This is a genomic window from Marinomonas sargassi (assembly GCF_025716875.1).
Classification (GTDB): domain Bacteria; phylum Pseudomonadota; class Gammaproteobacteria; order Pseudomonadales; family Marinomonadaceae; genus Marinomonas; species Marinomonas sargassi.
The window spans coordinates 202,332-224,053 of record NZ_JAOVZB010000005.1; the positions used below are offsets into that span (position 1 = coordinate 202,332).

The 21,722-nt window shown below is 44.6% G+C and carries 19 protein-coding genes and 1 tRNA gene; 12 read left to right on the top strand and 8 right to left on the bottom strand.

Features of this window, described 5'->3' with window-relative positions:
• Positions 1-12: 12 nt before the first annotated feature.
• Positions 13-699, bottom strand: coding sequence for a response regulator (locus OFY17_RS11760; RefSeq protein ID WP_263530927.1), 687 nt, complete (start codon positions 697-699; stop codon positions 13-15).
• Positions 700-723: 24 nt separating this feature from the next.
• Positions 724-2,328 carry an ATP-binding protein gene (locus tag OFY17_RS11765; protein ID WP_263530928.1) on the bottom strand — a complete coding sequence of 535 codons (1,605 nt, stop codon included), beginning with the start codon at positions 2,326-2,328 and terminating at the stop codon, positions 724-726.
• A 195-nt stretch (positions 2,329-2,523) separates the two neighbouring features.
• On the opposite strand from OFY17_RS11765, the gene OFY17_RS11770 reads away from it, so the two are divergent.
• The 3 genes from OFY17_RS11770 (at position 2,524) to OFY17_RS11780 (ending at position 5,717) form a co-directional block, all read left to right on the top strand.
• Complete coding sequence (locus OFY17_RS11770; RefSeq protein WP_263530929.1) at positions 2,524-3,507, top strand: tripartite tricarboxylate transporter substrate binding protein; 984 nt, start codon at positions 2,524-2,526, stop codon at positions 3,505-3,507.
• Between the two features lie 187 nt (positions 3,508-3,694).
• The gene (locus OFY17_RS11775; protein WP_263530930.1) at positions 3,695-4,168 is read left to right on the top strand and encodes a tripartite tricarboxylate transporter TctB family protein; all 474 of its coding nucleotides are present in this window, start codon (positions 3,695-3,697) and stop codon (positions 4,166-4,168) included.
• Between the two features lie 4 nt (positions 4,169-4,172).
• Positions 4,173-5,717, top strand: a complete 1,545-nt coding sequence (locus OFY17_RS11780) for a tripartite tricarboxylate transporter permease (protein WP_263530931.1) — start codon at positions 4,173-4,175, stop codon at positions 5,715-5,717.
• 246 nt (positions 5,718-5,963) lie between these two features.
• Here OFY17_RS11780 and OFY17_RS11785 read toward each other — a convergent pair whose 3' ends face one another.
• On the bottom strand, positions 5,964-7,046 hold the full coding sequence (locus tag OFY17_RS11785; RefSeq protein WP_263530932.1) for a hypothetical protein: 1,083 nt from the start codon (positions 7,044-7,046) through the stop codon (positions 5,964-5,966).
• 191 nt (positions 7,047-7,237) lie between these two features.
• Positions 7,238-8,701: an ankyrin repeat domain-containing protein gene (locus tag OFY17_RS11790; protein ID WP_263530933.1), complete on the bottom strand. Its 1,464-nt coding sequence runs from the start codon at positions 8,699-8,701 to the stop codon at positions 7,238-7,240.
• Positions 8,702-8,912: 211 nt separating this feature from the next.
• Between OFY17_RS11790 and OFY17_RS11795 the strand changes: the two genes are divergently transcribed.
• Positions 8,913-9,254: a hypothetical protein gene (locus tag OFY17_RS11795; protein ID WP_263530934.1), complete on the top strand. Its 342-nt coding sequence runs from the start codon at positions 8,913-8,915 to the stop codon at positions 9,252-9,254.
• Between the two features lie 81 nt (positions 9,255-9,335).
• Here OFY17_RS11795 and OFY17_RS11800 read toward each other — a convergent pair whose 3' ends face one another.
• On the bottom strand, positions 9,336-10,232 hold the full coding sequence (locus tag OFY17_RS11800; protein WP_263530935.1) for a LysR family transcriptional regulator: 897 nt from the start codon (positions 10,230-10,232) through the stop codon (positions 9,336-9,338).
• A 183-nt stretch (positions 10,233-10,415) separates the two neighbouring features.
• Between OFY17_RS11800 and OFY17_RS11805 the strand changes: the two genes are divergently transcribed.
• Both OFY17_RS11805 and OFY17_RS11810 read left to right on the top strand, forming a co-directional pair.
• Positions 10,416-10,943: a hypothetical protein gene (locus OFY17_RS11805; RefSeq protein WP_263530936.1), complete on the top strand. Its 528-nt coding sequence runs from the start codon at positions 10,416-10,418 to the stop codon at positions 10,941-10,943.
• Positions 10,944-11,315, top strand: coding sequence for a DUF4260 domain-containing protein (locus OFY17_RS11810; RefSeq protein ID WP_263530937.1), 372 nt, complete (start codon positions 10,944-10,946; stop codon positions 11,313-11,315).
• 97 nt (positions 11,316-11,412) lie between these two features.
• Here OFY17_RS11810 and OFY17_RS11815 read toward each other — a convergent pair.
• A tRNA-Ile gene (locus OFY17_RS11815) sits at positions 11,413-11,489 on the bottom strand.
• Positions 11,490-11,756: 267 nt separating this feature from the next.
• Here OFY17_RS11815 and OFY17_RS11820 point away from each other — a divergent pair.
• The 3 genes from OFY17_RS11820 to OFY17_RS11830 all read left to right on the top strand — a co-directional run bounded on the left by OFY17_RS11820 (position 11,757) and on the right by OFY17_RS11830 (position 16,838).
• The gene (locus OFY17_RS11820; RefSeq protein WP_263530938.1) at positions 11,757-12,728 is read left to right on the top strand and encodes a TAXI family TRAP transporter solute-binding subunit; all 972 of its coding nucleotides are present in this window, start codon (positions 11,757-11,759) and stop codon (positions 12,726-12,728) included.
• A 256-nt stretch (positions 12,729-12,984) separates the two neighbouring features.
• Complete coding sequence (locus OFY17_RS11825; RefSeq protein ID WP_263530939.1) at positions 12,985-14,622, top strand: electron transfer flavoprotein-ubiquinone oxidoreductase; 1,638 nt, start codon at positions 12,985-12,987, stop codon at positions 14,620-14,622.
• 101 nt (positions 14,623-14,723) lie between these two features.
• Positions 14,724-16,838 carry a tRNA(Met) cytidine acetyltransferase TmcA gene (locus OFY17_RS11830; RefSeq protein ID WP_263530940.1) on the top strand — a complete coding sequence of 705 codons (2,115 nt, stop codon included), beginning with the start codon at positions 14,724-14,726 and terminating at the stop codon, positions 16,836-16,838.
• Between the two features lie 135 nt (positions 16,839-16,973).
• Here OFY17_RS11830 and OFY17_RS11835 read toward each other — a convergent pair whose 3' ends face one another.
• On the bottom strand, positions 16,974-17,111 hold the full coding sequence (locus OFY17_RS11835) for a hypothetical protein (protein WP_263530941.1): 138 nt from the start codon (positions 17,109-17,111) through the stop codon (positions 16,974-16,976).
• A gap of 249 nt (positions 17,112-17,360) precedes the next feature.
• On the opposite strand from OFY17_RS11835, the gene OFY17_RS11840 reads away from it, so the two are divergent.
• The 3 genes from OFY17_RS11840 (at position 17,361) to OFY17_RS11850 (ending at position 20,816) form a co-directional block, all read left to right on the top strand.
• On the top strand, positions 17,361-18,353 hold the full coding sequence (locus OFY17_RS11840; RefSeq protein WP_318013682.1) for a DctP family TRAP transporter solute-binding subunit: 993 nt from the start codon (positions 17,361-17,363) through the stop codon (positions 18,351-18,353).
• Between the two features lie 156 nt (positions 18,354-18,509).
• Complete coding sequence (locus tag OFY17_RS11845; protein WP_263530942.1) at positions 18,510-19,187, top strand: TRAP transporter small permease; 678 nt, start codon at positions 18,510-18,512, stop codon at positions 19,185-19,187.
• Between the two features lie 15 nt (positions 19,188-19,202).
• Positions 19,203-20,816 (top strand): TRAP transporter large permease, encoded by a 1,614-nt coding sequence (locus tag OFY17_RS11850; RefSeq protein ID WP_263530943.1) that lies wholly within the window; start codon positions 19,203-19,205, stop codon positions 20,814-20,816.
• 104 nt (positions 20,817-20,920) lie between these two features.
• Here OFY17_RS11850 and OFY17_RS11855 read toward each other — a convergent pair whose 3' ends face one another.
• Positions 20,921-21,676 (bottom strand): GGDEF domain-containing protein, encoded by a 756-nt coding sequence (locus OFY17_RS11855; RefSeq protein ID WP_263530944.1) that lies wholly within the window; start codon positions 21,674-21,676, stop codon positions 20,921-20,923.
• Positions 21,677-21,722: the final 46 nt, after the last annotated feature.

Below are 21,722 nucleotides of genomic sequence, written 5' to 3' on the forward strand. Positions count from 1 at the left end.
AAAGACATCAAACTAACGGCTACAGTAACGCCTCTCTGGGCGGCCAACGGTGCCATAGGACACTTCAGCAGTCACTTCATTGGTACTCACCAAATATTCTAAATAGCGTCTGGCGGTAGTGCGACTTGCGCCTATCATCTCGCCAACATCTTCGGCACTTAAAGAGCCTTCCGCCTCGGCAAAGACAGACTTCACCTTATCTAGGGTTAGGCAATCGACCCCTTTGGGTAAACGAGTCTCCGTAGGAGCCGCCTGACTGCCTTGATGACGAGGCAAAACAATATCCACATCGGTTTGGGCCAGTTGCTGCATCGCCAGCAATTTTTGTAGATGTTGTTGGTAGTTATGCAAAGCTTCTTGTAAACGCTCGAATACCAAAGGCTTTAAAATGTAATCGAATACTCCACCATGCAAAGCTTCCCGCAGGGTTTCCACTTCCTTGGCGGCGGTAATCAAAATAACATCCACGGCGCTGTTACAAGAGCGCAGTTTACGCAGTAGTTCCAACCCTGTACCGGTGGGGAACTGAACATCCAAGAGCACCAATTCTGGCTGCAATACTTCCACCAGATCTTCCGCTTCTTGCAGGCCATGGGCCATACCAACCAATTCATAGCCGTCGATACGCTCTAAAAAACGTTTCTGTATTTCGGCTATTTGCAGATCGTCTTCTGCAATAACAACTCGAATATTACTCATTTTTTTATACTTTTTAGTGAGTGATTAGTCTTTTGGGATGTAAACGATAAAGCGGCTACCAGAGTCTCCGGTTGCTTCTATCATGACTGTCCCGCCTAATTTCTCTAATAGGCTTTTCACTAAATGTAATCCATAACCGTGACCTTCCGCTTCCTTGCTAGAAAAGCCTTTCTCGAAAATTTGTGCTTCTTGTTCAGGGGAAATACCCGGCCCCTGATCTTCAATTTCAAATATTAAATCGTTACCCAGATCCGTCATCGACAACTTCACTTCCCCACCACTGCCGGTATGAACTCGGGTCGCTTCCAAAGCGTTGTCGATTAAATTGCCAATAATGCTAACGAGGTTTTCTCGGGGTAATTTCTCTGGAATTTCTTTCATGTGGCTGTCTTGGTCGATCACCAACAGCATCCCCATTTCACGGGCACGATTGTATTTACCTAATAAGCAGCCAGCGAGAATAGGATCTGGCACTGCATCCAACAAAAGCTTAATCAGCTCTTGATGACTCTGGGTTTCTTGGCCAATTAATGCCAAGGCTTGGTCGTGGGCGCCGATCTGAATGAGGCCAGCAATAGTATGCAGTTTATTCGAATATTCATGGGATTGGCTGCGTAAGCTATCAGCATACTGTTGGATACGAGTCAGTTTTTTACTGACCATAGCCACTTCGTCTTTACGCCGAAAACTCGATACCACACCCGTAATTTTATCCCCCTGTTTTAGGGGTAAACGGTTGGCAATAATACTATGGCCTTCACGCCATACTTCTTCGTCAAACTGAGGAACGCCCGTTTCTAGCACCTTCATCATGGCGCTATCTGGCAAGACGTCTGAAATATGTTGACCGACTAGAGAATGGCCTTGAGGTAAGCCTAACGTATCAATAGCGGTGCGGTTAATGGTGGTAATACGCCCCTCATTATTAATGGCAATAATGCCTTCCCGCACGGATTCCAAGGTGGCTTTTTGCTCTTCAAACAAGCGGCCAATCTGCTCAGGCTCAAGGCCGAAAATCGCCCGTTTGAAATGGTTAGCAAACCAAACCGCCGTAAAAACACTTAACAAGAAAGTAATAACAATGACAGCAATCAGGGTCACTTGATAATGAAATGTCACCTTATCCACTTGTTCTAGGTGATAACCAACGGAAACCAAACCAACAATACGGTCCCCTTCGGATGAAAAAATAGGTGCCTTGCCTCGCATAGACCACCCCAAGCTACCCAATGCTTTGGAAAGGTAAGCTTGTCCATCCACTAGCACAGTGGAGTTGTCATCCCCTTCATCATCAGACATGGAATGACCAATTCTATTAGGGTTGGGGTGAGCTAGCCTGATGCCTTCTCGGTCACCTATCACCACAAAGCGGGCTTGGGTCTCACGGGCTAAGTTCAAACTAATAGGCTGTAAATACTCGCTATCCCCCTGCTCAACCGCAGTAACGATTTGTGGTGTCGCAGCAATCGTCTTGGCGACATCTAGGGCTTTTTGACCGATCTGCTCTTCTAAGGATTGATGTAGATAGTGCACAGCAAAGGCACCAATAAAACCTGTTTGTATGAGCGCCATCAAACCTAATATTAGGATCATACGTCCCTTCAGTTTTAATCGGCGAAATTGTTTCATACTCATTCTCAAACAGTTTTTATTATTAAAATTGTGTGACTTTGATCCTATCGAATTTGATCAAAAAACACCCGTAAACAATATGAACAAAATAGTTTTTATATTCAAAAAAACCATTAAATTCACAAACTTCTACTGAATCACGATTGCGCTACATTTCCCTCACCATAAAAAAATAACTACGAGGTAATTGTGATGCTACGCAAACTAAAAGTAAAAAATAGCCTAGTGACAGCGGTATTAACAACCTGTCTTACTGCGGGCGCTTCTTTCCATGTTCAAGCACTAGACAGTGTGCACTTTCTTATCCCCGGTGGTGCAGGCGGTGGCTGGGACGGTACAGCACGCGGTACAGGTGAAGCCCTATCTAAATCTGGTCTAGTAGACACAATTTCCTATGAGAATATGTCTGGCGGCGGTGGCGGTAAAGCCATTGCTCATCTCATCGAGACAGCGAATCAAAAGCAAGACACCTTGATGGTGAACTCCACACCTATCGTTATTCGCTCACTCTCTAAAGTATTTCCACAATCTTTCCGAGACCTAACACCAGTTGCCGCAACCATTGGTGACTTTGGTGCTTTTATTGTCAGAAAAGATTCTAAATACACCAGTTTTAAAGAAGTGGTTGAAGACTTCAACAAGAATCCTCGCTCAGTAAAAATCGCGGGTGGCTCAGCACGTGGCAGCATGGACCATTTGGTCGCGGCGATGGCATTTAAAGCCGCAGGTGGTGATGCTCGTAAAGTACGTTACGTTGCTTATGACGCTGGCGGCAAAGCAATGGCTGGCCTACTGTCTGGCGAAACACATCTACTGTCTACTGGCTTCTCAGAAGGCCTAGCATTAGCTGAAGCTGGTGAAGTGCGCATCCTAGTCATGACAGGCAGCGAGCGTAACGAAGCAGCACCAGAAGTCCCTACCCTTAAAGAGCTTGGCTACGATGCAGAATTTGTAAACTGGCGCGGTTTCTTCGGAGCGCCGGGCATTTCTGATGCACAAAAAGCCGAGTTCATCGAAGCTTTGGAAAAAATGTACGACACAGATGCATGGGAAAACGTGCGTGCTCGTAACGGCTGGACTGAAATCTTCAAGCCTGATGCTCAATTTGTCACCTTCTTAGAAGAGCAAGAAAAAGAAGTGGGCGCCCTAATGCGTGAACTAGGATTCCTTCGTTAACTAGAACACCGACTTTATCGCCACCCGATAACCTAGGTGAAACACGCAATCTTCTAGTGGGTAATCCTCACTAGAAGTCTTTATCGAAGCCTGCCATGGCGCCCGCTGCTTACAGGCTTCGAATTTTTTAATCCAACCTTTAAAAGAAAATATGGCATGGCAAATAACGCCTTGTCAGGAGGACTCCATGACGCTTAGTAAAGATCATATTGGAGGCTTGGTATTTCTTGGTTTATCTGCCGCCTATGGACATTATGCAGGCGACATTCTGTTGCTTCCTGGCGACGAGTATGAACCTTTCCATGCCCAAACTGTTCCTAATTTTTTAGCTGCAATGGGAGGGTTTCTTTCCATCCTTTTATTGCTTACCGCTGACCGAGACGGTAAAAATGGCCTGTCATTAACAGGTTATGACTTTGCTCTGGTAGCAAAATTACTGGTGCTGGTTGTGCTATTCGGCTTGGCCTTAGAGTGGGTTGGCTTCTTACTTGCCACCGTTATTTTCCTCATCGGAGGATATTGGTTACTTGGGGTAAGAAAAGTTAAAACCCTACTGGTCGCATCCGTTCCCTTTGCTGTTGGCATTTGGTTTTCTCTGACTCAATTACTAGATATTTATCTGGCACCGGGTCAACTCATTAGCCAAATATTTGGAGGTTAATCCCATGTTAGACGGAATTATGACAGGGCTAACCACAGCAGTAATGCCCTTTAACCTAATGATGGTCGTAGTGGGCTGTTTTGCCGGCACCTTTATCGGCATGTTACCCGGCCTTGGCCCTATTTCAGCCGTGGCTTTGATGATCCCTATTACCTATGGACTAGACCCTTCTTCAGGCATCATTTTAATGGCAGGGGTTTACTATGGCGCGGTATTCGGCGGCTCCACTTCTTCTATTTTGATCAACGCCCCAGGTTGTGCCAGTACAGTTGTTACCTCTTTTGATGGCTACCCATTAGCGCAGCAAAAACAAGCGGGTAAAGCCCTCGCTTTAGCAGCCTATTCCTCCTTTACTGGCGGTACTGTGGGTGCCATTGTCTTGCTATTTGCCGCCCCCGCATTGGCGTCGGTATCCCTAAGTTTTCAATCCAGTGATTACTTTGCACTGATGATTTTAGGCTTAACCGCCGTGGCTGCTTTTTCGGGTAAAGGTCAGGTGATAAAAGCCCTGATCATGACGATTTTTGGTTTGATGATAGCGACCGTGGGTACGGATGTTACCTCGGGTACAACACGCTTTACCTTCGGTAGTGTCGACCTGATTGATGGTATCAGCTTCTTGCTTCTGGCGATGGCGACCTTTGCCTTAACAGAAGTGGTGATGACGGTATTGAAAGGTCAGCACCGCGAAGAAGAACAGCAAATGGACATGAGCCAACTTGGCAGCATGAAGCTAAGCAAAGAAGAAGTGAAGCATGTTGCTCCAACCATAGCTCGCTCCTCTGTATTTGGTTTCATAGTCGGCGTGCTACCCGGTGCAGGTGCAACTATCGCATCTTTCCTTGCTTACGGCCTTGAGCGTAACCTTGCCTCTGCCAAAGAAAAACTGAAGTTTGGTAAAGGCGCATTGCGTGGCTTAGCGGCTCCAGAGTCCGCTAACAATGCCGCATCTACTGGCTCCTTTGTACCATTACTAACCTTAGGTATTCCGGGGTCTGGTACCACAGCCATCATGCTTGGTGCGCTTATCGCGTACGGTATTCAGCCGGGGCCTCGCCTCTTCATTGATAACCCAGATGTATTTTGGTCGGTGATCATTTCTATGTATTTCGGCAACCTTGTTTTGCTGATTTTGAATCTGCCTCTGATCCCGTACATCTCACGTTTATTAGTGATTCCTCGCCCGATTCTTATTCCTTTGATTTTGTTCTTCTCAATCACAGGGGTATATCTGGTCAGCTTTAACACCTTTGATATCCACATGATGGCTATCATCACGGTTATTGCTATTTTCTTGAAGTTACTAGAATTTCCGATGGCACCTATGCTATTGGGCTTCATTCTAGGCGGCTTAATGGAAAACAATCTAAGTCGTGCACTAACCATTTCCGATGGTAGCTTCTCATTCCTTTGGGAAAGACCACTCAGCCTTGGCATTGTGATTACCGCAGTCTTAGTACTGGTTATTCCACCACTTAGCGAGTACTGGAAAAGTAGACGCCAAGTAGCAACGAAAAAAGATCCTGAAACGGCCATTTCAGAAGGCTAGTGCTCTAGCTTTCTGTTCCACAGAGATACGTATTAAAGGTAAGATAAAATATCTGGCAATAAACAATCTGGTAATTTAAAAGCCCCTAGTAGCTCAGTTCAAGTGAATTAACCAACTAGGGGCTTATTTATATGGGTCGATTGGAACATACAATTCGGTTACAGACACATTCGTAATTAAGAGCCAAGTTTTCATTTTCTGCTCCGTGGGTGTGTGCGTTCATAGGCTACGCAACGCTGACAAATTTTATTGGTACATTTCTGAGGAACAAGCACTGTAATAGCTTTGTTGTGCGACTTCCATTTCATCTATCAAATTACAACCGGCTACTTTTGCATAACGTTTCATCGCGTTGCCGCATGCCATACTATAGGACTGAATAGGCGCCGTATGGGTGCCTCCATGTGGACACGAATACTGGTATTGTTCATTGATGACAAATGACTTATTAGAGTTCCTGCTTGAGCTACCGGAGGTGCTGTTAGAGGCCGTAGTCTTGTTAATTGCCGCTAAATCAGCATTTAAATTGCCAACCGTTGATTGTAAGTTTGACATGCCACCACCAGAGTCAAAGCTATCTTTTACAATCGATTGCAGTATTTTCGTTTGGCTCTCAATGTCTAATTTACCGATTCCACCTGCAACCGCACCCATCCCCATGGCAATCGCTTTACCCCAATCAAAGCTGCTCGCTTTGCTTTTTTGCGCGGCAATTTGGTTGCGGATTTGTTTGTCTGAGCTTGCCAATTCATCGAATAACGTATTGGCGGTTTCATCTATTTTATTGAGCGTGGTATTCACCTTTTTCGTCACTTCAAACTGACGTTCAACAGCGGCAGAATCAGGGTAATCTTGAGAGCGATTGTTAGCCCAAGCTTGGCAAACCTGAGACACTTGCTGTGTGAGCTGGCGGCTGGCATCTTTTGCAGCTTCCTTTACGTTGGCTTGGTTAAGCCGACTACTATTATTGAAATTATTGTAGCAGTTAGATGAGACACAACTGCAGCGTTTGCTAAGGCGCTTTTCATCCGACGCCAAGCGTGCTTTATTTTGTGTGAGTAACAAACTGTCGCGCGCTTCAAATATTCCGTCTAACGACAGACCTTTGTTTTGCTTTATGGAAGAGCCAGCTTTTGTTGGCTGAGGTGAGGGAGCCAGTGCTGGTGAACTTTCTTGCACTTTTGAGTTTTCAGGACTTGTTGTGCCCATCAGCTCATCTAGGGATAACCCTGCAGCGTTGGCAGTGACGTAACAAAAAAATAGGAATCCGCTTATAACTGCTTTTGTGATCCCTATGCTTACTTGCGAGTTTTTGTCTGAAAATGCCACTGTTTCACTCCGTAAGTTAAGTTAAGTTAGCCATTTTAATTAAACGGGGTTTAGGAAGTATAAATCACCATTCGGTCTAAGGTGTTTAAAGATTTTCTAAATCACCTTCGGCTGCGGTGGCTGAAAGCGAGGTTTAGTGTAAGGCAAGCAATTTTTAGCATCATCAGGTGCTAGGTTCTGTGAAAATCAGCTTACAACTGCGATTCGGCCTTATTGATCAGGGTGAGAGCCTGTGCGTAGTGCTTGGCATTCGAGCCCTGTTCGCTGACATACTCGTACAGCTTGCTCAGCGCCTCGTTTGTATTCCCGGTTCCCAGTAAGGCCTCACCATGGAAAAACTTGAGTGACGGATCAACTTCAACCGTCAGTTGCTCGAGCTTCGGAAAGATCAGCAGAGCCTGTTCGTAATTCTGTTGCTCTAGATCTCGTGACAATTGCGCCATCAACTTGTCACGCCGTATTGAAGGCGGTAATGTCGCTTCAAGTGCGGCAAGTTCCTGCTTTTTGAGTGGCGTCTCAGCTACCTTTGGCTGCAGATCAAGCATTTGTTCTGCATCGAGCATCATTTCTAAGGCTTGCGGGTAGTAAATACCGCTCACGCCAACACGCTGTAAATAACTATTCAGTTTTTCTAAGGCTTCGCTCGGCTGGTTGGTTTCTAACAGACTTTCTCCCCAGAAGAAGTAAAGGCTGTCATCCACAGGTAAGCCTAAATCGTCTAAAAGTTCAGCATAAACAAGTGCAGATTGAAAATTGCGCTGCTTAAGAGCACTAGATAAAGCGAGAAGATATTTATCACGCAGTATTGGTTTGGACACGCCTGCTTCGAGCTCACGTAACTGTGCTAAGCGCACAGTATTTGAACGAGCAGGCGCCACGAATTTTGCCACAGCAGATGCTTTATTCAAGCTAACATAATACGCAACTTTCTCTCTTAAAAAGGCCTCGGTAACCGCTTTATTATCCCTATCGTTTGCTTGTACATAAATACTTTTGTCTTCGGATAAAGTCGTGGCATCTGCACCTTTACTCAGCAACAACTCAACGACACTCGCATTATCAGCCACTATAGCCAAATGCAGCGCTGTAAACCCATCGTCACTCACAGCTTCTAAGTTAGCTCCAGCCTCAAGCAAAAGCGCAACCACATCATGCTCGTTATATCGGGATGCGATCATTAATGCCGTCCAGCCATAAACTGTTTTCGCAAAAGCATCCGAACCAGAATCTAACAGAAGTTCAACCACATCATGCTCGTTATATCGGGATGCTACCATTAATGCCGTCCAGCCATTATTAGTCGTCGCAAAGACATCCGCACCAGAATCTAACAGAAGTTCAACCAGCTCAGGGTCAGCATTGTTTTTGACGGCAATCAGTAACGGCGTCACTCCCCCATTACAAACTCCATTAGGGTCTCCGCCCTTCTCTAATAAGCTCGCCACAATTTTATCGTACCCATCACGCGCCGCATAATACAGAGCCGGACAATAGTAAAAGGTATTGGGGCTGGCGCCTGTCGCCAATAAGTTATTTACACTGTCTAGGTTACCCGTTTCCACCGCCCTTATAAGAGGTGGGGTTGAAGCACAGCCTGCAAGCGTCAATATGAATGTAACGCCACTTAAAAAAACAGCTTTCTTAAATACTGCCATGATTGTCCCCTTATCATCGTGTACCCAGTTCAGTTGCACTTCCGACATTTGAGCAAGAATTTTGAAAACTAACGGCTTTAACCTTAGATTGCCCTAGGTTAGATTTACATACGTTTGGTTAGCACACATTGTCGCCAAGCTTTATACTCACTCTACCACTTCCCTAATACTCTTTTGTAGTGTTGCAGTAAATTCGGCCAACTTTGATATCATGAGCATCTTTGATATCCACATGATGGCTATCATCACAGTTATTGCTATCTTCTTGAAGTTACTAGAGTTTCCGATGGCACCTATGCTATTGGGCTTCATCTTAGGCGGCTTAATGGAAAACAACCTAAGCCGAGCATTAACCATTTCTGATGGTAGCTTCTCATTCCTTTGGGAAAGACCACTCAGCCTTGGCATTGTGATTACCGCAGTCTTAGTACTGGTGATTCCACCACTTAGCGAATACTGGAAAAGTAGACGCCAAGTAGCAGAGAAGGACGCACCTGAAGCTAATAGCGAAGCTTCTGAAAGCGAAGCCGAAGTTTCTGAAAGAAAAAGCTAAGCTCATAAGATAAAAGCGAAAAACAAAAAAGCCTTTGCTCAAGCACATTTGAGCAAAGGTTTTCTTTTATCTTCCCAAGTACTAGCCAGAACTTTTTAAATGCTCAAGAAAAGCAGACACATGAGCTGGTAACACCCTATCTTTCATGGTGACTAAGTCGATGCCTGCGGAGATAGATTTTGAGTTAGGTAGTATTTCTATTACTTCACCGCTGGCGAGTTCTTTTTCCACTAGCATACGCGGTAAATTAGCAATACCAAGTCCAGCCATCACAAAGTCTTTTATGAGGCGATCATCGTTAGCTGCAATAGAAGCTGTTTTCACTTCTAGGCGTTTAATTTGCTTCTTATCGTTCTTGCCTAACCAAGTTTTCATGGATGGGCAATCCATCTGATAATCGATGATATCGAGGTCAACCACCTGACCAAAGTCAGTAACAGCGCCATGTGTAGCAATAAACTGATGACTTGCCACCGTAATGAAGGCTTCCGTTCTAAAAGGGCAGATATCCAATAAACGATGCCCTGACGAAAACACCACCATGCCTATATCCGTTTTGCCATTTACCACATTATTGACAGTTATCGCATCGTCTTGGAGAGCGATATCTATGTGGACTTGTGGGTGTGATTTCTTAAACTTCTCTATGGCTGGGGCTAATAACAAGGTGGCTAATTCCATGGTGCAAGCGATGGATAAACTGCCTACTAGCGCCCCAGATTGCCCCTTCACCTTGATCATCTCTTCTTCTAGTGCAGACAGGTGTTTTTCCGCTGTTACCAGTAATGACCTGCCCTCTGGGGTGAGATGAATTTTTCTATTAGCTCTTTTAAACAGAACAACGCCAAGTTCTTCTTCAAGCTTTTTGATTTGATGGGAAACCGCCTGCTGCGTTAAATACAAGCGGCTGGCCGCCTTAGTCACACTCTCATGCTTTGCCACCTGAACAAAGGTCGCTAGATTATTTAAGTTCCGCATTTCCAGCTCTCCTGTGGCTATTTTCAAAAACGGTTTCCAATGGCGGTTTTAGATGTCGATTCATTCCATCTATACAGAAAACCTTATCACAAATTAAATTTCATAATAGTTAAAAATATACTGTTTTTTATTTGTTAATAAATCCTCCAAACTTTACCTATTCCATACTCAATAGGAGGAGTTATGAAAAACACAATCTCGAGAATGGCCTTTGGCCTCATGGTAAGTACTTTGGCAAGTAACGCCTCGGCACTCGATATAGAAATTGACCCGACAGCCTACCTATTTGGGGGGCATTCCGTGCATTTTGGCTTTGGAGGTGACAACTTCCGTTTTGACATAGGCACATTCGGAATGGAGTTACCGGATGCCTTTAACAGCGATGAAAACTACGATCTGGAATTCGATGGCTTCGGGGTAAAGCTGGATTATTTATTTGGCCGTTATGATGGCTGGTTCGTGGGTGTAGAAGCCAATTCATCGGACGTTACCTACACACGAAAATCCACCAGTGAAACCGCCACTCGTACTCAAGTGTCAGTGGGGCCAAGATTCGGCTACCGCATCATGTACACAGAAAACATCACCATCACACCTTGGCTAGGTATCAACCTGAACCTTGAATATGACGACGTCATACTTGATGGAGAACGTTACGAAAGCGAAGCCGTGACCTTATTCCCAGCAGTACACATAGGATGGAAACTTTAAATGACTGAAATCAGTAGCAATATCAAATGGATTTTACGCCTTGAAGGGGCAGCCGTATTACTCTTGTCATGCCTTGTTTACTTCAAACTTTCAGCAGACTGGCTGCTGTTTATGTGGCTGTTTTTAATACCCGACTTTACCTTACTTGGGTATTTAATAAGTAACAAAACAGGCGCAGTGCTATACAACCTCACCCACTCTTTACTGGGGCCAGCGATATGCCTAGCCATTGGCTTAATTTTCAACAATGAAATAAGTATATCCATTGGCTTAATTTGGACGGCTCACGTGGGCTTTGACCGCGCCTTAGGCTACGGACTCAAATACACTAATGGGTTTAGATATACCCACTTGGGGAAGATAGGGAGATAAACCATTACCCTAAATAAGAATTGGCAATATACAACAGACACCAAAAAGCCCTAGCAGGTCACTTCATGTGAATTAACCTGCTAGGGCTTATTTTGTATGGTGGGCCTGCCCCGACTTGAACGGGGGACCTGCCGATTATGAGTCGGATGCTCTAACCAACTGAGCTACAGGCCCGAAAACGTTGCGCATTATATCCATATGCCGTCAGTATGCCAAGACGAAAGCTTTAATTTCTCAGTTAATTTTTCAAATACGAGAAACCTCCCCTTATCCTTGTCAGCAAAAGCTATTTTCCTTCTACAAGCCTCCCCAGCGTAGGCTGCTGAATAGTGGGAATTACAAAGTCACACTTTGATAAAAATAGCCCCGTGGTACACTGGTGAAATATTATAGATGTTCACCTTTTAACCTATACCAATACGCTTCGTAGGAGCCATAGACATGCTGTCATCGAACAAAATTGCAGGTGCTCTCTTTTCTGCACTTATCGGTTTTTCTTCATCTGCTATTCAAGCCGCTGACCCACAACGTATTTCCATCGGTACAGGTGGTGTGACAGGGGTTTACTTTCCTGCTGGAACAGCAATTTGTAAAATGATCAATCAGGATAGACGTACCCATGGTATCCGTTGTTCTGCGAAAAAAAGTGGCGGCTCTATTGATAACATCAATACCATTCGTCAAGGTGACATAGAGTTTGGCATCATTCAATCTGACATTCAGGCAGCTGCCGTAGAAGGCACGCAAATGTTTGAAGGCAAAGCTTACGGCAATTTGCGCAGCATCTTTTCACTACACCCAGAGCCTATTCATTTAATGACTCGTTCAGGGTCAGGTATTAACAGCTTTGATGACCTAGCGGGTAAGCGCGTCAATATTGGTAACTCAGGTTCTGGTCATCGCAATCTGATGGAATTGTTAATGACGAAGAAAGGTTGGACTAACCAAAGCTTTGCTAAAGTTAGTGAACTGGATTCATCTAAACAAGCTAAGGCCCTATGTAATGATGGGTTTGACGCCGCGTTTTGGGCGGCGGGTTTGCCTAATGCGTCTGCTCAACAAGCCACAATTAGTTGTAATATCAGCATAGTGCCTGTGGCGGGTGACGCTGTAGATGCGGTATTAGCCGACAACCCAGCTTATTCCAGCGCTGTTATCCCGGGCGGCATGTATCGCGGCCATAACTCAGACGTTGCTAGTTTTGGTTCTAAAGGAACCTTGGTAACGGCTGCAGAGGTTCCATACGATACCGTCTATTTATTGGTGAAATCTGTATTTGACGACTTTGAAGCCTTCAAACAACAGCACCCAGCTTTCCAGCGTTTAACCCCACAAGACATGGTAAAAGACTCTCTTGTCGCACCTCTTCATCCAGCAGCGGCGGCATTCTATAAAGAGAAAGGTTGGCTATAAATTCAAAGCCTCTTATTTCTTCTAAAAGCACTAAGAACATTCTTAGTGCTTTTTTTATACCTGTGTTTTAAGCAACCTCTTCCTAATACCCTTTATCTGTAGCAAACAAGCTGAATGTCTAGCCCAGCTCCGTTGGATACATCTTTCGAGCATGAATAGCCTAAGTTCACTGAAAAACACTTAGCCCAAAGTAATGCCTATACTTAAAACACGAATATTCCATTGCCGATCTAAATAATTAAAAGAGGTAATTGAGATGAACCGTGAATCTATGCAATACGACATCGTGATTGTAGGCGGGGGGCCAGCAGGACTTTCCGCCGCTATTCGCCTTAAACAGCTCGATCCAGACTTATCTGTCATTTTATTAGAAAAAGGCTCTGAAATAGGGGCGCATATTCTTTCTGGTGCTGTTTTAGACCCTTCAGGGTTAGACGCTTTATTACCCAAATGGCGTGAAATGGACAGCCCTATACATACTCAAGTCACTGAAGACCACTTTCTCATGCTTGGGGAATCCCGCCATATCAAACTGCCTAATCTACTCATGCCTAAGAGTATGAATAATCACGGTAATTATATTGTCTCCATGGGCAATGTTTGCCGATGGTTGGCGGAGTACGCTGAGTCATTAGGAGTAGAAGTATTTGCTGGCATGGCTTGCTCTGAACTCGTCTACGAAGAGGATAAATTAGTCGGTGTCGTGGCAGGAGAGTTTGGCCGTAATAGTGATGGCAGCGAAGGCGATAGCTACGAAGCTGGTATGGAACTAAGGGGCAAATACGTCTTTCTAGCGGAAGGCGTGCGGGGCTCTTTATCTAAGCAAGCAATAAAGAAATATGACCTAAGCAAAGGCCACGAGCCACAAAAGTTTGGCTTAGGCATGAAGGAAGTATGGGAAATCAGTCCAGAAAAACACCACGAAGGTCGTATCACTCACACCATGGGCTGGCCCTTAAACAATAATGCGGGCGGTGGCTCTTTTATTTACCATGCAGAAAACAACCAGATATTCATTGGCTTTGTTGTGCATCTTAATTACCAAAACCCTTACTTATCCCCCTATGAAGAGTTCCAGCGTTTTAAACATCACCCTGCCGTTGCCGAACTTTTGACGGGAGGAAAGCGAGTTGCCTACGGTGCCCGCGCTATTTCAGAAGGTGGTTATCAATCTATCCCTAAAGTGGTTTTCCCCGGCGGCGCATTACTAGGCTGCTCTGCAGGCTTAGTAAACCTACCAAGAATTAAGGGTAATCATAACGCCATGTTATCGGGTAAAGCCGCTGCTGAAGCCGCCTTTCAAGCCATACAGTCGGGACGAGAGAGCGATGAGCTAACCGAATACGAAACCGAGCTCCGTAACGGTGCTATCGGGCAAGATCTCAAACCCGCAAGAAATGTAAAACCCTTATGGTCGAAATATGGCCTGTGGGGAGGATTGGTATTGGGAGGCTTGGATATGTGGTGGGCGAGTTTACTGGGCAAGCCCCTCTTCGGCACCTTATCACATGGCAAAAACGATGCTCAGTCCACGCGGCTTGCAGAGCAGTTTTCCCCTATCGATTACCCCAAACCAGATGGTCTATTAAGTTTTGACCGCCTTACCAATGTGGCTTTCTCCGCCACTAACCATGAAGAGAGTCAACCTAGCCATTTATCTTTACAGGACAGCGCAATTCCGATTAAAGATAACTTACCTAACTATGCAGAACCTGCCCAACGATATTGCCCTGCTGGCGTTTACGAAGTGATAGAGCAAGATGGTGAAACCAAGTTCCAAGTGAATTTCCAAAATTGTTTACACTGCAAAACCTGCGATATTAAAGACCCAGCCGAAAACATTACATGGTGTACCCCCCAAGGGGGCGATGGGCCTAACTATCCTAATATGTGAAAGTCCAAATATGTAACAGCGCTAGTAGGTTATAGCTGCTATTGGACTAACGTCAGGATCCCAGTATCATGCAGCTATATTGAAATACTAAAGGGGATTGCGTGGTTTTATCTGACGCCCATCGACACTGCTTTATATTAAGAGGCTCATCTCAAGCCATTCTCGCCGATTTTATAAAGCTAGCCGAAAAGCTCACTTCGGTTTTGGTGTGCGCCCATGATATGGAAGCTTATTCCCTATCTAACCCCAAGCTTTCCACTTGCAGCTTTAAACAAGCCAAACAGCACCTTGGCTCTAGTCACGATGCCATTTTAGTAGACCTAACCCATGGTGTGTCGGCCAGCACTTTGGCCATATTGGCGGGTACAGTTCGCGACGGTGGCATTTTTGCTATTGGTTTACCTGAATCAGACTGGCACGAAAACACCGACTTAGACCTACCTAGATATTTGCCTTGGCCTTATGAAGCGGATCAAGTCACTTCTTACTTTAAAGAGTATCTATTGCAGCATTTATTGGCAGAGGACTCGCCGTTTTCTCCTATACATACTTCCGAAATAAAGGCGCTGCCTGCCCTTTCGGAAATACCAGAAAACCCTCCTTTAACAACTGAGCAACTTGAAGCTCAGCAAAGGTTATTCGAAGCCAAAGCGAAATCTTATATCTTGATTGCACCCCGTGGCCGCGGTAAATCCACTCTCTTAGGAGACAGCATTGCGCGGCTAGTTACCGCAGGAAAAGTTAGCTCAGGAAAAAAGGTGGTGGTTACTGGGCCTAATAAAGCTGCCATCGATACCTTAGCCCAACGTTTTTATTCCACAAATGAGAAACTAGGTAACAGTTCTGAGCTACCTTTTATGGCACCAGATGCACTCATTGCCAGTAAGCAAACATGGGATTACCTCTTTGTAGATGAAGCCGCCAAAATCCCGGTTCCGCTTTTGATCGAGCTCAACAATAAAGCCTCCCATTGTGTTTTCAGCACCACAGATTATGGTTACGAAGGCGCAGGAAAGGGCTTTGGTATTCGTTTTAATAAGTACTTATTCGATCAAGTCGGCAGTTATCTGCAAAGCTTAGAATCACTGACTTTAGAACAGCCTATCCGATGGGGAGAAAATGACCCATTAGAAAATTGGATCAATAACTGCTTCTTACTCGCTCCCCCTATCCCAGACGCTTTTTCATCCAAAACCATGTATGAAGCGGCAAGTTACAGACGACTAATGGGAGAAGAATGGCTAACCGAAGACACGCTATTCACTCAAACCTTTACACTGTTAGTAAATGCACACTATCAAACATCACCAGATAATTTAAGGTGGGTATTAGACGACCCTTCCATGTCGGCGTATCTTTCGATACAGGGTTCACAACTAAACAGCGTTGCCATTGTCAGTGAAGAAGGCACATTACCTAAAGAACTTTGTCTTGCTGTTATGCAAGGGACTCGTCGCCCAAGGGGACATCTGGTACCGCTGTCTTTATTAGCCCATGAGGGCATGAGCACAGCAGGCCAGTTCAAATATTGGCGTATTAGTCGAATTGCAACGCAACAAGATAAACAGAATCAGGGACTCGGCAGCGCCTTACTAAAACACATTGAAGAAAGTGCCAGAGGCCAGTGTGACTTCTTGTGTACCAGTTTCGCGGCCACGGGTGATGTATTAAGTTTTTGGATTAAAAATGGCTTTTTACCTGTTCGACTGGGCATGACAAAAGACCAAGCCAGCGGCTGCTACTCTGTGATGATGGTAAAAGCACTCAACCCACAAGCTGCTAAAACAGCGCAGGATTGGCGCCAGAACTATTTGAATAATCTAGCCATCAACTTACCCAGAGACTACCCCGAGTTAGACACAGCCTGCCTAAAGTGGCTTACCGCTGGGGCTCAAGAAGATGCCCAACCACCTCAAGTCTCACATGCCTTTACAGAAAAAGATCGTCAAGATCTCATACTGTTCTCAGAGCACCACCGCCCTTACCTCACGATTCGAGCACAACTCACACGATTAATAGAAACAGCGATAGTAAATGGGGAACTCTCGGACACTCACCCAGATTGCGAAATGCTAACAGCCATTTCGCGTATGTCAGCTCAGCAAATCAACTTTGCAGAATTTGGCTTCAAGGGTAAAAAACAAGCAGAAAAACACCTCAAGAAGCTGGTTAGTACACTTCTAGATCAAATGGGTGGAAGTCCACCCAAAGACTAAAATCTATAAGCGAACATCCCCCCTTTTCTATCTAAAAACCTATTGCACCTTTAAGAGGTTTTTAGATATTTTCCTTACATATCATACCCTTAAAAGAAACCCTCTTTATTGGCACGGAAAGTGTAATACCTACTCCTAAGCAACATCTGCTTTGCTTTGATCTTTGCCACAACGGCTTTCTCCATTAAGCCCGTTAGCGAGAACTAAAATAAGGAAGATACGAACAAGTCCACTGGCTTCAGCGTGTGGATAAACCTTTACTATTCGAGGCAAGTTTCGCAGTCCAATATTGAACATATTGGCAAGAAGCTTAACAAAGAATAAAAAGTGTTTAGCCCACGCCCTTTAGGTCTTTCAGAGAAACGGCCTCTCTGTGTTAAGAGTGATTGAAAGGTATTAACATTCCTGCTCACTCTTGCCTTGATAGACCATTTCTCTGATAAGACTGAAGCTCAGAAGACTTATTTGCACCTTCCTAAAGTAGATACAAAATAATAATTCAAAATATGGAGTCACATAATAATGAAAAAATTAAGCCTTGCTCTGTCTACTATCGCCCTCGCCTTTACTGCCAATACTGCCCTTGCTAACTGTGATGCTGGTGAACGTGTCGTTAAGTTCAGCCATGTAACAGGTGGTACAACTCACCCTAAGGTTGTTGCAACAAATGAATTAGCAAAACGTGTTAACACCGAAATGAATGGCAAATTGTGTGTTGAGGTATACCCAAACTCCACTCTATTTGGTGACTCAAAAGAACTTGAAGCGCTGCTTTTAGGTGACGTTCAATTACTGGCTCCATCTTTATCTAAGTTCGGTTCTTACACAGAAAAATTTGGTGTATTTGACCTACCTTTCATTTTCAAAGATATGGATCACGCTATTCGCTTTACCAACACAGCAGAAGGTAAAGACCTACTAAATGCGATGAAAGAAGATATCGGTTTTGTTGGCCTAGGCTACTGGATGTCTGGCATGAAGTACTTCTCTGCGAAGAAACCTCTGTTGGTGCCTAGCGATGCCTCTGGCATGAAATTCCGTGTTCAAACTTCTGACGTGGCTAAGCAAATGATTGCAGCCATGGACGCTTCTCCACAGGCTATGGCTTTCTCTGAAGTATACGGCGCTCTGCAAACTGGCGTTGTAGATGGCCAAGAAAACACTTGGTCTAACATCTACACCAAGAAATTCTACGAAGTACAAGACAGCACAACAGAAACCAGCCACCAGCTATTGGCTTACTTGTTTATGACGTCTTCTGAGTTCCTAGACAGCCTATCGGATGAAGATCGTGCGCAGTTCCTTGCCATTGCTGACGATGTGACTCAAAAAGCCAACCTTAATGTGAAAGCGGCAGAAGCCAATAACCGTGCAAACATCCTTAAAGCAGGCGGTAAGATCAATACCTTGTCACCAGCACAACGCCAAGAATGGGTTGATGCTATGGCACCTGTTTGGAAACAGTTTGAACGTTCTATCGGTAAAGATTTGATTAAAGCAGCAGCTAGCTCTTAATCCTTTCGAACCAATATCACAGGCCGCCCAATAGGTGCGGTCTGTGAATGTATTTTTCCGGTGTCTGTTCTCGTCATTTTTCTTCTTCATGGTGTAAACACATAACCCCTTTGGCACTGGTTAGCGCTTTAAGCTTTACTGAATTTGGAGATTCCCATGGCAATTTGGCCGCATCTTTATTTATGTTTTTTTATTTTTGTTCTTTGGCTATTAGAACGCTTATTTCCTAAAGCGATGGCAAAGGCAGAAGAGAACCTACTGGTTCTTATCATTTTTTCCATCATGGCGGTGTCCTTTGGACAAGTGATCGCCCGTTATGGATTCAACACAGGCTGGGATGCGGCGCTTGAATTCAATACAATTGCCTTCTCATGGCTAATATTGCTAGGCATGAGCTACGGTATAAAAACCAACCTGCACCTAGGTGTCGATATCGTCCTTAATGCGGTGCCAAAGCGTATCGCTAAAATCTTGTCTTTAGTGGGTGCCGCTGGTGCCATGCTCTACGGTTTGATTCTTTTGGATTCCACTTGGCTCGCTATGCTCGGTATAGATGTACGAGGTGGTGCGATCGAGTACTGGGCGAAGATGTTCAAAATTGGCATAGGTACTGAAGAATTGCGTTACCCAACCTTTATGCAAGATATGTTTGACCTGCGACCACGCGTTCAACGTTGGTTGGTACTGGTCGTGTTGCCAATCAGTTTAGCCCTGCTGGCTTATCGTTCTTTACAAGCTTTCATTGATATCGCCCGTGATAAACGTGCCATGTTAATCAGTGGCCACGAGGCGGAAGATCTTGTGAAAGAAAACAAAAACGTATTAAAAGACTAACGCAGGAGCTTTATTGTGAATTCAATCATTCTATTTTCAATGGTACTCACATTGCTGTTTATCGGCTTGCCTGTGGGTATTACTTTGGGCTTATCGTCCATTTTATTTATTACTTTTTTCTCCCACGATTCTTTGTCATCGGTAGCGATTTCATTGTTTGGCGTGGGGCAACATTACACCTTGCTCGCCATTCCTTTCTTCATCATAGCCTCGTCTTATATGTCGACAGGTGGCGTAGCAAAACGCCTGATTAACTTTGCTATTGCTAGCGTTGGTCACTTCCGTGGCGGTCTGGCTATGGCGTCTGTTTTGGCTTGTATGATGTTTGCCGCTTTGTCTGGCTCTTCTCCTGCTACCGTTGTCGCCATTGGTACCATTGCCATTGCGGGTATGACGCAAGTGGGCTACTCCAAAGAATTTGCAGCAGGCATTATTGCCAACGCGGGTACCTTGGGTATCTTGATTCCGCCTTCTATCGTTATGGTGGTGTATGCGGCTTCAGTTGATGTGTCGGTTGGCCGTATGTTCTTAGCAGGGGTGATTCCTGGGCTTATGGCTGGCGGTATGTTGATGCTGGCGATTTACGTGGTGGCTCGCATTAAGAAACTGCCTGCGGAAGAGTGGAAAGGCTTTGGCAATTTGATTCGTGGTGGTAAAGAAGCAGGCTGGGGATTATTCCTCATCGTTATCATTATGGGCGGTATCTATGGTGGTGTCTTCACACCAACAGAAGCCGCTGTAGTGGCATCCGTTTACTCTATGTTCATCGCACTTTTCGTCTACCGAGATATGGGACCTTTAAAGGGGATCACTTGGACCAATGATAACGATGCCCCCCATGCTCGTATCGGCTTTAATGGTTTAGTTTACGGTGTCTCTTTTTTCCTTGTTTGGGAAATTATGTCTTTCTTCATGTTTGGCGATAGCGAGACCATTACAGGGGGCGATCGAGCTTTATGGGGATTAATTATGTCCCTCGCGTTAACCGTCTTTTATGTTTATAAGCGTGCTGATCACCTCAACGAATCCATTACTACTTGCTTGATGGCTGGCGTACCTATTTGGGGACGCAACCTATCTTTGATGGGGCGTAAGTTCTTCCCAACGCTGTTTGGCAACGAGTCTCGAAAAGTCATGCTAGAGGGGACAAAAACAACCATTATGCTGATGTTCATCATAGCTAATGCCTTGTTGTTTGCTCACACTTTATCTGCAGAACGTATTCCTCAAGCCATTACAGAATGGATGCTAGGGGTTGGTTTCAACTGGTTTACCTTCCTGATTGCGGTGAATATTCTGCTATTGATTGGCGGACAATTCATGGAACCATCAGGTCTACTTGTTATCGTGGCACCTGTAGTTTTCCCAATCGCGATGGAGTTAGGAGTCGATCCTATTCACCTTGGTATCATCATGGTAGTTAATATGGAGATAGGCATGATTACACCGCCAATTGGACTCAACCTCTTTGTGACCTCGGGGATAACCGGTATGAGTTTGGCTCGTGTGGTAAAAGCCGCTATGCCATTTGTTGCGGTTCTGATGGTGTTCCTAATCTTGGTAACTTATATCCCTGCGCTTTCTACGGCATTACCGTACAGCATAATGGGACCTGAAATTGTTCACTAGGTTATCAGTGAATTAAAACAGCGATTTTATAAACCAAAAAAAACGCCCGATTGGGCGTTTTTTTATTTTCGATGTATACATCTGTAGTCTTTACGATACCTATTTTAAAAACTGGCGTCGTAAATCATATAACCGTTTTTCCCTTGTTTCTTCACTCGATATAAAGCTTCGTCTGCTCGTAGTAATGCATCGTCAAATTCGTCACCTATTTCAATAAAAGCAACGCCAATACTCACAGTAATAGACAAATCCGTTATATTCCCCTCGATACTAATATCACGAACCGCTAGAACTAAACTCTTTAATAACTTTGTTAAATCACTCAAGTTTGTTTCCACGAGTAGGCAAACAAACTCATCCCCCCCTAAACGCCCCACGATATTAGGGGAAGGAGCAAACTCTCTCAACAATGAACTCAGCTCGTGTAGCGCTTTATCCCCTACGGCATGCCCTAAAACATCGTTTATCGATTTAAAGTCATCGAGATCAATAATGGCAACGGCCGTATCAATTGACGCTTGTTGATTAGTCAGTTGTGCTAAATAGGCTTCACTTTGCGCATAAAAATAACCTCGGTTATAGGTATTTGTAAGTGAATCTATTGTCGCTAATTTGGTCAACTTTATTTCTAGTTCATCTAGTTCAAATAATAACCCTAACAAGTACCAAGACATCAAAGGGGCAATAATACAAGAAGCGGTGAAAATAAAGGCTAGCTCTCCAATTAATGAAGAAGATATAAAGAAAGTATCAAAAAAATACTTAATGATAAGGGACAACAGAAAAGTCAAAACCGTTAACAGTATGACTAACCTAGGGCGGCCCACTTTTCTGAGAAAAACTCTAGCGAACGGTGCCATACAACCTCCTGTACAACTAGCACCACTACTAATTTTAAATTAGTCC

What these genes read in the sequence shown, in the direction of transcription:
- OFY17_RS11760 (WP_263530927.1), bottom strand. Translation starts at nt 699, where the DNA reads ATGAGTAATATTCGAGTTGTTATTGCAGAAGACGATCTGCAAATAGCC.
- OFY17_RS11765 (WP_263530928.1), bottom strand. Translation starts at nt 2,328, where the DNA reads ATGAAACAATTTCGCCGATTAAAACTGAAGGGACGTATGATCCTAATA.
- OFY17_RS11770 (WP_263530929.1), top strand. Translation starts at nt 2,524, where the DNA reads ATGCTACGCAAACTAAAAGTAAAAAATAGCCTAGTGACAGCGGTATTA.
- OFY17_RS11775 (WP_263530930.1), top strand. Translation starts at nt 3,695, where the DNA reads ATGACGCTTAGTAAAGATCATATTGGAGGCTTGGTATTTCTTGGTTTA.
- OFY17_RS11780 (WP_263530931.1), top strand. Translation starts at nt 4,173, where the DNA reads ATGTTAGACGGAATTATGACAGGGCTAACCACAGCAGTAATGCCCTTT.
- OFY17_RS11790 (WP_263530933.1), bottom strand. Translation starts at nt 8,701, where the DNA reads ATGGCAGTATTTAAGAAAGCTGTTTTTTTAAGTGGCGTTACATTCATA.
- OFY17_RS11795 (WP_263530934.1), top strand. Translation starts at nt 8,913, where the DNA reads ATGAGCATCTTTGATATCCACATGATGGCTATCATCACAGTTATTGCT.
- OFY17_RS11800 (WP_263530935.1), bottom strand. Translation starts at nt 10,232, where the DNA reads ATGCGGAACTTAAATAATCTAGCGACCTTTGTTCAGGTGGCAAAGCAT.
- OFY17_RS11805 (WP_263530936.1), top strand. Translation starts at nt 10,416, where the DNA reads ATGAAAAACACAATCTCGAGAATGGCCTTTGGCCTCATGGTAAGTACT.
- OFY17_RS11810 (WP_263530937.1), top strand. Translation starts at nt 10,944, where the DNA reads ATGACTGAAATCAGTAGCAATATCAAATGGATTTTACGCCTTGAAGGG.
- OFY17_RS11820 (WP_263530938.1), top strand. Translation starts at nt 11,757, where the DNA reads ATGCTGTCATCGAACAAAATTGCAGGTGCTCTCTTTTCTGCACTTATC.
- OFY17_RS11825 (WP_263530939.1), top strand. Translation starts at nt 12,985, where the DNA reads ATGAACCGTGAATCTATGCAATACGACATCGTGATTGTAGGCGGGGGG.
- OFY17_RS11840 (WP_318013682.1), top strand. Translation starts at nt 17,361, where the DNA reads ATGAAAAAATTAAGCCTTGCTCTGTCTACTATCGCCCTCGCCTTTACT.
- OFY17_RS11845 (WP_263530942.1), top strand. Translation starts at nt 18,510, where the DNA reads ATGGCAATTTGGCCGCATCTTTATTTATGTTTTTTTATTTTTGTTCTT.
- OFY17_RS11855 (WP_263530944.1), bottom strand. Translation starts at nt 21,676, where the DNA reads ATGGCACCGTTCGCTAGAGTTTTTCTCAGAAAAGTGGGCCGCCCTAGG.